This window comes from Fructilactobacillus sp. X2R5C3 (genome assembly GCF_059901325.1).
Genome location: NZ_JBWXUY010000050.1, coordinates 1 through 244, shown reverse-complemented (window position 1 = coordinate 244; position 244 = coordinate 1). Strand labels below are relative to the sequence as shown.

General features: G+C 66.4%; 1 protein-coding gene. It reads left to right on the top strand.

Annotated elements, in window-relative coordinates:
* Positions 1-14 precede the first annotated feature (14 nt).
* Positions 15-244 (top strand): hypothetical protein (locus tag AC6UDE_RS07130; RefSeq protein WP_500697052.1); only part of this gene is annotated, 230 nt, incomplete at its 3' end.

Genomic DNA, 244 nt, shown 5'->3' with positions numbered 1-244 from the left:
GAACAGGGGGTTCCATGAAGGGAGTTAGAAGGGCCGTGCTGACCGGGGCGTTTGCCCTGACTGCGGCGGCTGGAGCGCAGGCGCAATCGGGGGCCGGATCGGATCTGCTTCGCCAGATCGGCCGAGCCATCCAAGGCTCGCCCAAGGTGGTCGGCGATAGGACGCGGAGCCCTTACCTCGAGCCGGCCGGGACTTACTGGGATCTGGACCAGGATGGCTTGGAAGGGATTCAGCACCTGCGGGC